Consider the following 10917-nt stretch of genomic DNA (forward strand, 5'->3'; position numbering starts at 1 on the left):
GAATTAAGCTTTCCCTCGGAGGGTTGAGTCCAATTCAATACCGACAGAGCCAAGGACTTATAGCAGCATGATAAATGGGGATAACGGAGGATTAATGGTCCAAGAAAATGTCCGCATCCCCGAATGGCGAAAATCGCCCGACGCTAACACCTCCATACCGAGCATCTCCGCAAGGCGTCTGTAAGAATAAAGCCCAAAGGGAAAAAGAGCAGAATATTATTAATAATCTCCATTCCAAGTGCAGCATTTTTCCCAAAAATCCACTGCTTATATGACCAGAACAATTCCAGCTCATACCGGCGGGATGCTCCTGCCTCTCTAAACAAAAGCGTAAACCCGATAATCGCTGCGAGCTCTACAACAAGCCCTGCCAGTGCCGCAGGCCGCCGCAGTTTGTTGAGCAGACGGATATTCAGCCAGTGCATAAACAGAATATACCCCAGTACAAACACCGCAAGAAATGCAAGCAGAAGATAATACTGCCTGATATACAGTTTCAAAAACCAGACAACCTTGAACATCTGTCTGAGAATCCATTCTTTACTGATCATAGTAAGCGCTTTATAACCAACCGGATAGTCAAACTCCAACTTTTGTGAAATACTTCAGATACTTGGAGTAATTCACTTCCTATCCGGTTCTCGGAGTTGCAAAAGCTATGCTTTAATCTCACATCCTGAGTCGCTTTTGTTGTACCTGATTACTCCAAAATCTCACGTTGGAGGAGATGAATCAAATGAGTACAACTTTAAATGATGAACATTGGTTAAATCTGATCACCCAGTGCAGATCCAGTGGGCTTACCGACCGCCAATGGTGCATAGAAAACGGAATCCCTGTCAGCACATTTTACTATCACGTCCGGGCTTTACGCAAAAAAGCCTGCGAGGTTCCGGAAGCAGTGGATGCTGCCGCACAGAAACAGGAAGTTGTCCAGATCCCACTCTGGGAAAGGGAACAGCATTCAGATACCGTAGCTTTACATACGCCCTCGATCTGTCTGGAAATGCAGGGAATCCGTATCGAGATCCATGAACAGGCCGGGGCGGATGTGATCCGCAATACTCTTCTTGCCCTGCGGCAGCTTTGTTAGGTGAACTGTCCGGTGTGGCCAGATTTTTCCTTGTGACAGGTTATACCTGATTATTACGGTGCGGCGGAGCCGCCAGTCCGGTGTGGCGAGGCTCTTCCGTATATTTTGGTATAAAGCATGGATTTTGAGCCTCATACCTGATAAAATTAATATAATTAAAATGAAAGAAGGAATCTTGAAATGCCCACAAATTCTTCACTTGATTTACAACGATTTTATCCAGATGAGCTTGAAATAGTTTCAATTGAAGAAGATCCTGATGAAATAAGACTACATATGCTCTCCAGATCAAAATCTTTTTGCTGTCCAAAATGTGGTGAAGAACTGCGTAAGCTACATGCTACCCATCACCGGACAGTTCAGGATCTGCCGATTCTCGGGAAGCGTGTTTTTTTGGATATAAGAGTACATGATTTTCAGTGCCAAAATCCCATCTGTGAAATCGGTGCATTTTCCGAAACATTTCATGGTTTCTTAAACCATTATAGCCGAATGACAGAGCGGCTTATAGATTTCGTTACAATACTTGCTCTCGAAACCAGTTGTGAAGCAAGTGCTCGTATTATGCAGGCTATGCATGTTAAGATTAGTGGTGACACAGTGATCCGTATGCTTTTGAAAAGATACCAGACGCAATCCCATATACCTTGTGGAAGCCATATTGGTGTAGATGATTTCGCTTTTAAAAAACGATATACTTATGGGACGATTATTGTTGATGAAAATTCCCATATTCCTGTTGCTGTTCTGGAAGGACGGGATGGATCTGCCCTAAAAGCATGGCTGACTCAGAATAAGCAGGTAACAACAGTGACTCGTGACCGCGCATCTGCGTATGCAAAGGCAGTGGAAGAAATCCTGCCGGATTGTATGCAGATTGCAGACCGGTTCCACTTGCATCAAAATCTCCTGGAGGCAGTAAAGAGTGTAATAAATTCAACAGTGCCAGTGGACATAAAAATTCCTAAAGATGCTGCTTCACCTTATGCAGAAACAGCGGTTTCGGACATTCTCGTGGAGAGCAGTAAAAAAAATGTCTGAGGCTGTGGATAACTCAATAGAATACAATCCTAAAAGTGTACAACTATATAATAACATTCGAGAATACGCCGCTGCCGGATACAGCAAAAGAGAAATCGCTAAAATTTTTCATTGTGGACGTAATACAGTCACTAAGTATCTTAATGGCGACTATGAATCCCTATGCAAAAGAGATTATCGGAGCGGCATGGATCAATTTTATGATGATATTATAAAAGAGCTGAATGCAGGTGTGAGCAGAAAAGATGTCTATTGTCATCTGCTCAAAAGAGGTTATATGGGTAAGCATTCGGCTGCCTATGATTATATGAATAAAATCATAAAACGAGAGAATATTGATATAGCTGTTTATAAAAGTTCTTCTGCAGAGGTTATTCAAAAGCGAAAGAAACTGCAACAATATGACCATATTTCACGAGCAGGCATTTTTCGTTTCCTGTGGATGAACTCTGACTTGAGCAAGGCACATTGTACTTATATTATGGAGCATTATCCTAAAATCCGTCAGTTAGATATATGTATCCGTGAATTCCGGAATATCTACGATCAAAAAAATATGGTGCTGCTTTATTTATTCATTGAAAAGTATAAACTATCAGAAATACAGGAATTATCCCGCTTTGCAGAGGGGCTTGAAAAAGATATTGAAGCAGTCGAAAATTCGGTTGCAAGCCCGCTGTCTAATGGATTTGTTGAAGGAACAAATAATAAATTAAAAATGGTAAAGCGTACAATGTATGGCCGATGCAGCCGTCAGTTATTAGAAGCAAAACTTATGTATCGCCCTAATGTATAAATACCAAAATATGCGGAAGAGCCAAAGAGCCCCGGAATAATCATTATACCGACATGCGAAAAAGTATTGATGGCTTGATGGCAATCGTTCGAGATATCTATGAATTAGATCCCTACAGCAATTCCCTGTTTCTTTTCTGCGGCAGACGCTGTGACCGGATCAAAGCGCTTCATTTTGAAAAAGATGGATTCTGTCTCTATTATAAACGTTTAGATAATGGGCGGTTCCAGTGGCCCCGGGATTCTTCAGAAGTAAGGAATCTTACCCGGCAGGAATACCGCTGGCTTTTAGAAGGGCTTTCCATCGATCAGCCCAAAGCAATCCGGCCTGCCGGGAGAAAGGACTTCTGACCTTTGTGCAAAAGGGAGAAATTTTTTCTTCCCTTATAGGGCGGAAAAAACGCTGCTGATGGGTTATCCACATAACAATGGAACCGCCGGGAGATTAGGGGGATAACGATTTCCATTTTTTCCGAGTTACTGTTTGCGTGTGGAAAACCCAACGTTTTTCATAGGGAATATCCCGCCGAAGCTATGTGTTTTCCACATTTTCCTTTCGTCAAAATGACGACGGCAGTACGGCGGAAAATTCGCTTTTCTGCTGGATTTCCGGTATAATAGGAAGCAGCAAAAAGAAAGGTGGTCCTTTAATGCCGCAGTCAGAGATGGAAGCGCTCGTGCAGCTTCAGAAAGAGACAATTGAATCCCTTCGTCAGCTGGTGGACAGCCAGCGTCTTACGATCGAGCAGATGACCAAAAGCCATGAGGAGCAGACCGCACAGCTGAACCAGACGATCGCAAATCTCAATGAGACAGTCGAATATCTGAAGAAAAAGCTGTTCGCATCTTCCAGCGAAAAAACAAAAAAAGAGGCATTCCCAGGACAGATGGATCTGTTCAATGAAGCAGAAGCCACTGCAGATCCTTCTGTCCCGGAACCAGCTCTTGAGGAGGCTGTTGGTGGGTATAAACGTAAGGCAAAGAAACCAAAGGCCACCAGGGAAGAGATCCTTGCAGGGCTTCCTGTGGTGGAAGTTCCCTGCACCGTGCCGGATGAGGACAGGAGCTGCCCCTACTGCAATGCTCCGATGGAGGTTATCGGGAAAAAGGTCGTGCGGGAAGAACTGCGGATCATCCCTGCAAAAGTGGAACGGATCCAGTATGTCCAGGAAGTGCTTGGCTGTCCGGAATGTAAGAAAGACGGCGCTTCCGTTATTGTTGGGGCCGAAACACCAAGCCCGCTGCTGAAACACAGCCTTGCATCTCCGTCCACGGTTGCTTACGTGATGTATCAGAAATATGTGAACAGCATCCCTCTTTACCGCCAGGAGGCGGATTGGAAACAGCTGGGAGTAAAGCTCCCCAGAGCGACACTGGCTAACTGGGTCATCAAATGCGGCATAGATTATATGGAGCCGGTGTATGAACAGCTTCACCAGCATCTGCTGGAGAGGGACATCATCCATGCAGATGAAACACCCTGCCAGGTACTGAAGGAAGAAGGGAAAACGGCACAGTCCAAATCCTATATGTGGCTGTATGGCTCTGGAAATGACGGGCTGCCGCCGATCCGTCTGTATGATTACCAGCCCAGCCGGGGCGGATATCATGCGGAAGAATTCCTGAAAGGATTTTCAGGATACCTTACCTGTGATGGTTTTTGCGGTTATAATAAGCTGAAGGATGTCATCCGCTGCGGCTGCCTTGCCCATATGAGACGGTACTGGCATGATGCACTTCCCGGGAAATCGAAGAAATCCCCGGATAAGACTCCGGCAGAGATCGGTTTCGATTACTGCAACCAGTTATTCGAACTGGAAAAGGAGTATGCGGATCTGGATACCGATACACGGAAAGCCAAGCGTCTTGAGACAGAGCCTGCCATATGGGAGGCTTACTGGTCATGGCTTGAAACAGTGAACCCAACTGGCGGAAGCCGTCTGGCCAAAGCGGTGACCTATGCGAAAAACCAGAAGCCATATATGGAGAACTACTTGTTGGATGGGCGGTGCTCCATATCGAACAATATCGCAGAAAATATCGCCCGCCCCTATGCGGTAGGGCGGAAAAACTTCCTGTTCCATGATACTGTAAAAGGCGCCCGGGCCAGTTCCATCATTTACAGTTTAGTAGAAACTGCAAAACTCAACAATCTGAACATCTACGCATATCTGGAGACTGTACTGCTCTATATGCCGGACTACAAAAATGAGCCCGAAGGTATAGAAGAGCTGATGCCATGGTCTGACATGATACAGCAGAGATGCCGGATCAAATCGAAAAGTTGAAGTTGGAGTATTTTACTTCAACTATAACGGAATACCTTGTGAAAAGATAGCCATTATTTTATTGAGCGCTTACGAAAAATATTTCATTGCCCTTAATGGAATAGTGGAATCGAAGCCCTTTCGCCGTCCGGAAAGGATAAACCTCAAATGCGGTCAGAGTACTCCACAGCAGCTCCTCCAATCCCTCTTTTACCTCTGATGCCATTGCTTCCGCAATCTTTTCCACTTCACTTTTTCGGGTGCGGTACTTCTGTAAGCGTTCTGCCAAAAGCGTCCGTTCCTCCATCTTATATACCGTCTTACTGTATGGTAAATAACTCTGCACCGAAGCACGGCTGAGGTTGGTCAGTTCCTGGATTTCCGCTACACTTTTTCCCTCTCTGAACAGCGCATTAACCGTTTTACTGATTGCGGTCTGATATGCGCCGGTTGTAATCAGCAGCTTCCTCACCTTGAGCGGCGTCATAGAAAATTCCTCTGCTAACTGCTTGAGCTGCATATGCCCGGTATCATCCTCCGTTCCCTGCGGTGGATTCAAATACGCATCCGTCACAGCTTCCATGAGTTGCTGTGCCATCTGATCAGAATCGTACTCTGGTTTCTTTTTTGGTCTTGCCATGCTATCCCTCCTGATATAGTTTTCGTTTCAATCTAATTTATTATGTCCATAAAAGGGCGGAGAGACTGGCTCTCCGCCACTTTTTTCAATCAATCACGCTGGAACAGATCACGAGTATATACTTTTTCTTTCACATCGTCCAGACAACTATCATAACGGTTTGCAATAATCGCCTGTGCCTGCTCTTTGAATGCACTCAGATTGTTTACCACTCTGCTTCCAAAGAAGGTCGTGCCATCTTCCAAAGTCGGCTCGTAAATGATAACCGTTGCGCCTTTGGCTTTGATACGCTTCATAACCCCTTGGATAGAGGACTGACGGAAGTTGTCGGAATTAGACTTCATGGTCAGGCGATACACGCCCACAACCACCGTTTTTTCCTGAGAAGCGTCATAAGAAACCGAATCACTATATGCGTAGTAGCCAGCTTTTTTCAAAACCTGATCTGCAATGAAATCTTTTCTGGTTCGATTGCTCTCCACAATAGCGGACATCATATTCTGCGGTACATCTGCATAGTTGGCAAGGAGCTGTTTGGTGTCCTTCGGCAGACAGTATCCGCCATATCCAAAGCTTGGATTATTATAATGCGAACCAATGCGAGGGTCAAGGCAAACGCCATTGATAATGTCCTGCGTGTTCAGTCCCTTCATTTCTGCATAGGTATCCAGTTCATTGAAGTAGGACACACGGAGCGCAAGATATGTATTGGCAAACAGCTTGACCGCTTCTGCTTCGGTAAAGCCCATGAATAGGGTATCTATGTTTTCCTTGATTGCTCCCTCCTGCAGAAGCTCTGCAAAAGCCTTTGCTGCTGCGTTGAGTCGTTCGCTTCCATCGGTAGAAACGATGATACGGGACGGATAGAGGTTATCATACAGCGCCTTGGATTCCCGTAAGAACTCCGGGCTGAAGATAATATTCTCACTGCCCATCTTCTCACGGATGCTTGCGGTATAACCAACCGGAATCGTGGACTTAATGACCATGATAGCATCCGGATTAACCTGCATAACCAGCTTAATGACAGATTCTACCGCAGAAGTGTCGAAGTAGTTCTTCTTGCTGTCATAGTTGGTAGGAGCTGCGATCACAACAAACTCCGCATCCTTATATGCCGCTTCACCATCCAGCGTTGCGGTTAAATCCAGCTCTTTTTCAGCCAGATATTTCTCAATGTATTCATCCTGAATGGGAGACCTTCTGTTGTTAATCATCTCCACCTTTTCAGGAATAATGTCTACTGCCACAACATGATTATGTTGGGCTAAAAGCGTTGCAATGGACAAACCTACATAGCCTGTTCCTGCGACTACAATTTTTCTGTTCATTCTATCTCTCCTCAACCTTTTCTCTCTAATTTCTTTTCTCACTCATTACCATATCTGGCAACAATCTGGTCTATAATATCTTTCGCATGAACTTCATCAAAGGTGCGGTTTTTTACATCCATATGGATAAATATATCATTATTCATGATCAAGCATTTTTAGAAGAGAATAAAAAGTATAATCATCCTTGTGAGCAAGGATGAGATAGGCATGTCTGTTCATTAGGCAATCCCCCCTATTTTCTGCTTAATGAATTTTTCAAGTAATCCAAAGTTTTTCAAATGTTAGGAGTAAATTATTCTGTATCTCACCTTATGTATTCAAGAAACTAACATAGTCAAACTCATCTAAATATCGTTTTCCTGAAATACCCTTGTATTCAAAAGCTTTCGCTGTTGGTAAATCTTCCTTGTAGCAGGAGAATACAAAGCTATTCTTTACATCTGGTATTTCTCGATGCAGCAAAAGGATTTTTTTACCCGGCAATTCAGCTTGGTCGAAATCATACAGAAGCTGATTATCGTAAAGCGTGTCGTAAAATTCCCAGATAAAGAACATATTGTCCCAGTTAATTCTTTGAAATCTTTCAACCCACTTCCTTTTTGCCTCGTCAAAGCTCTTGTAATGCTGAAAGAATATCGTAATTTCCTTGTGGTTATGATCTAAGGGCACGATGCGACCAACTGGATATTCTCTATCTATATCAGCAACCTGAACGATGTCACAGGAACTGTAATATTTTAGATTTTTGCAAAAGGTCAGGTAGTCATCACTCTTTACAAATAAGTTGACTGTGGGAGACAGAAATTTGAGGCCAAGATTGTGGTAAATCACCCCCCCAATGCAATTATTACATATGATTGTTGGATTTAGGTTGTTGTTCTTTTTACGGATTTTTGAAAAATATCGCATTTCATTTTTCGCTCTCAACTTTTTCAAAAATTTGACTAGAATCTTTTTCATATTCCTGCATCGCCCTCCTCTATTTTGAAATGCTTTTTTCCGCCCTATTCAGATAATGAGCTAACGATCTGAATATGATTATCTATCAAATATTTCTTCATACGCTTCCAGCAATTATTGTTTTTTTCACAATTCCAGAAGCCCGGTCCACTGTTCCCCTCGATTAGATAAATACCATCTTCACTGATTACAACATCCCAACCTACTTGTGGAACCTCCGGTATTCTCTTTTGAGCTTCTAAACATATCTGCAGAGCCTCATGAAAACCTTTTAACTTTTTACCGGACAGACGAATATTGGAATCTGGATGTGTATCAACAATCTGCCCATCAGCTTGAGTGCCAAACATGATTTCCCCAGTCTGAATGTTTATTTGCCAGAGAATACCTCCTGAGTGAAGATTATCTGTTATACTCCCTTTTCTGCCTGTTCTCAAAAAAGCACATAATACCTCTGGCTTACCATGATCTATTAGTGTGTTTACACGTATCGTATTAACGGAAGATGGATTCACTTCGTAGAGGAGTCCCTTTTGACAGATTATTTCCTCAATAATAAATTGTCCATCAGAGAATAATTTTCCCCCCCCCATGTTTTACAAATGTATGATAATCCAGACCAAAAATGCCTTTTCCAGACGAACCCCCCAATGGTTTGACAATCACATTCTCTTTCGCCTGAATAAACTCAGTAATCTCTTCTTCAGTTGCATCGGATGTAATCCATTCCCTACCTATTAAATCTCCAAACAGTGTATTGAATTGCGCTTTATTATCCAGTAATGCTCTGTTTTTATTGTTTCCTCAATATTTATTAACACTATATTGAAAAGTATTTTGTCTCCACCTAGATACATTGCAAAACATTTTGGTAAAAAAGCTGGTTCTATGCAGTCCACCAATTGTTTGATAATCTTCTACCTCTAAACCCGTAAAATGATACAGTAGCTTGAACTGCATTCTTGCCTTCCTTCGCTCCGAATCTGAATAGGGCAGTTGTTCAATCATGGTATCAAATTCTTGAAAAACATGTCTGGTACTCTTTGAGAAGGAACCCACAAACCTTTCCACATTTTTCTTGAAATACTGCTTTCTTGTTTGGCTACGCATGAAAACAGTTGGGAAAGACAGCATCGCAACTATCCATCGCATTATCTGTCGCTTAATTCTCATTTATATCACCTCGTCTTCTTTCGTATATTCAGTTTTCTCAATACTATCTTGCTGAGAAATGCTCTTTCACTTCGATTTAAAAGCAGAAATACATTTATTAAAAGCCCCAAGATCCCTACGATTACTGTGGAGATAATAAAAGATCCCCAAGATCCCTGCGGCAAAAACGGCTTTACGACAAACCCTGCTCCTATTAACAAACCAGAAGATAAAATGGTTCTGCCAACCTGCGGATAAAACTGGAAGAAATGATAGCCTAGGTATTTCGCCGTCATAGGAACTGTAAACACCATGTTGCGGACAAGACATACAAATACACTTACTCCTGCAACTGCGTATATTCCCAATTGCGTGTAATGCACAAGCAGAAGTGTCAGAGCTGTCGAAACCACACCACTTAATAGCATTGCGATTGCATTTTCTTTCACTTTATTTACAGTGGAAAAGACATTATACAGAATTTGTGTTCCACTAGTAAACATATATCCCAAAATCGAAAGAATTGTTAGCGCTTGCAATAAAGCGGCATCCTGAGAAGGTACCCACAGTTGATAGAAGCGATCACATAGTACAACGATGCCGGCAAATGGAACTGTCATAATCACGGAAGTAAGTTTCATGGCTCGCTTTATATCTTTAAGAACAGCCTTCATGTCTCCTTTGGCATAATTTATAGTTAATTCAGGTGCAAATGCATTACAGATTGATGACGATAATTGCTGCATAAGATGGGGCAGTGTTTTTGATAAGGAGAGAACTCCCATTGCAGTTGCGCCTAATGCCATGTTCGCAATAATTAAGTCAAGTCCACTTAGCAGCATATTACCAACGCTGGAAATAGAATTCCATATGCCGCTGCCAACTAATTCCCAAATGGCTTTCAGCGAATAAATTGGCTTGCCGCCACTCAGTCGAATCCGCAGTTCTGGAGTCAGCGTATGTGTATTGTAACAATTAACGATCAGTGTGATCACCGTAAGAATAGTTGCCGCAAACCCGACATACCAAACCTTTGGTGTCAGTAATGACATCATTAGGAAAATACAAGCACATCGAATCACAGATGCAAACACATTTGGAATATAGCTTCTATCTAATCGATTGGTTACATATGTACCACAATCCCAATTGGGAAGCCCTGTAGATATAAAGAAATTAAAAAAGACAAAAGCAAATAAAATTTTGACATCTATCGCAATATCAGGAGGAACGTCAATAATCGTCTCCATTTTTACTATGAAGAATAATGCCGGTAAAACTAATACCGCAACAATTAACAAATTTCCCCAAAAAACCGAATTATAATACAAATTTGCTCTCTTAAAGTCTTTTTGAACATATGAGATTGTGATATACCGTGCAGCCATACTGTTTAGTGCTGTAACGATCAGTGAAGCATACGTTACAAAATTACTTGCCAATGTAACAAATCCATTTGCTTCTACACCAATATTACGCACAATGTAGGGCGATAACACAAAACCAATGTAAGCGCCAAATATTAATGCGGTCAGATACAAAATTACCCCAGCCCTTTGCGAGTTGGAGTAATTCACTATAATTCACATGCGATTTTTGATAGATTGGAGTTTTTCACTCCAAGGTGCCAGATCT

General features: G+C 42.4%; 12 protein-coding genes. 5 read left to right on the forward strand and 7 right to left on the reverse strand.

Going from position 1 to position 10917, the window contains the following annotated elements:
* Positions 1-143 precede the first annotated feature (143 nt).
* Entirely contained in the window at positions 144-551 is a 408-nt protein-coding gene (locus tag LKD70_RS17765; RefSeq protein ID WP_227709205.1) for a hypothetical protein, read from the reverse strand.
* Between the two features lie 185 nt (positions 552-736).
* Between LKD70_RS17765 and tnpA the strand changes: the two genes are divergently transcribed.
* From tnpA to tnpC, 5 genes are all read left to right on the forward strand, one after another.
* Positions 737-1093 (forward strand): IS66 family insertion sequence element accessory protein TnpA, encoded by a 357-nt coding sequence (gene tnpA, locus LKD70_RS17770; protein WP_204614694.1) that lies wholly within the window; start codon positions 737-739, stop codon positions 1091-1093.
* Between the two features lie 180 nt (positions 1094-1273).
* Positions 1274-2134: an ISL3 family transposase gene (locus tag LKD70_RS17775; protein ID WP_227709206.1), complete on the forward strand. Its 861-nt coding sequence runs from the start codon at positions 1274-1276 to the stop codon at positions 2132-2134.
* Positions 2127-2930, forward strand: a complete 804-nt coding sequence (locus LKD70_RS17780) for a transposase (protein ID WP_227709207.1) — start codon at positions 2127-2129, stop codon at positions 2928-2930. The genes LKD70_RS17775 and LKD70_RS17780 overlap by 8 nt, the downstream gene beginning before the upstream one ends.
* A 53-nt stretch (positions 2931-2983) precedes the next feature.
* Complete coding sequence (gene tnpB, locus LKD70_RS17785) at positions 2984-3280, forward strand: IS66 family insertion sequence element accessory protein TnpB (RefSeq protein ID WP_227709208.1); 297 nt, start codon at positions 2984-2986, stop codon at positions 3278-3280.
* Between the two features lie 299 nt (positions 3281-3579).
* On the forward strand, positions 3580-5217 hold the full coding sequence (gene tnpC / locus LKD70_RS17790) for an IS66 family transposase (protein WP_227709209.1): 1638 nt from the start codon (positions 3580-3582) through the stop codon (positions 5215-5217).
* 58 nt (positions 5218-5275) lie between these two features.
* Here tnpC and LKD70_RS17795 read toward each other — a convergent pair whose 3' ends face one another.
* The 6 genes from LKD70_RS17795 to LKD70_RS17820 all read right to left on the reverse strand — a co-directional run bounded on the left by LKD70_RS17795 (position 5276) and on the right by LKD70_RS17820 (position 10823).
* Entirely contained in the window at positions 5276-5836 is a 561-nt protein-coding gene (locus tag LKD70_RS17795; RefSeq protein ID WP_227709210.1) for a hypothetical protein, read from the reverse strand.
* Between the two features lie 89 nt (positions 5837-5925).
* On the reverse strand, positions 5926-7167 hold the full coding sequence (locus tag LKD70_RS17800) for a nucleotide sugar dehydrogenase (protein ID WP_227709211.1): 1242 nt from the start codon (positions 7165-7167) through the stop codon (positions 5926-5928).
* Between the two features lie 312 nt (positions 7168-7479).
* On the reverse strand, positions 7480-8130 hold the full coding sequence (locus LKD70_RS17805; RefSeq protein WP_227709212.1) for a DUF1919 domain-containing protein: 651 nt from the start codon (positions 8128-8130) through the stop codon (positions 7480-7482).
* Positions 8131-8174: 44 nt separating this feature from the next.
* Positions 8175-8723, reverse strand: a complete 549-nt coding sequence (locus LKD70_RS17810; RefSeq protein WP_227709213.1) for a sugar-transfer associated ATP-grasp domain-containing protein — start codon at positions 8721-8723, stop codon at positions 8175-8177.
* A complete protein-coding gene (locus LKD70_RS18895) occupies positions 8698-8910 on the reverse strand; it encodes an ATP-grasp domain-containing protein (protein ID WP_227709215.1) in 213 nt (70 codons plus the stop codon). Before LKD70_RS18895 ends, LKD70_RS17810 begins: the two co-directional genes overlap by 26 nt.
* 398 nt (positions 8911-9308) lie before the next feature.
* Positions 9309-10823 carry a lipopolysaccharide biosynthesis protein gene (locus tag LKD70_RS17820; protein ID WP_265104938.1) on the reverse strand — a complete coding sequence of 505 codons (1515 nt, stop codon included), beginning with the start codon at positions 10821-10823 and terminating at the stop codon, positions 9309-9311.
* Between the last annotated feature and the right edge of the window lie 94 nt (positions 10824-10917).

This window comes from Ruminococcus turbiniformis (assembly GCF_020687545.1).
Lineage (GTDB): Bacteria > Bacillota > Clostridia > Lachnospirales > Lachnospiraceae > Mediterraneibacter > Mediterraneibacter turbiniformis.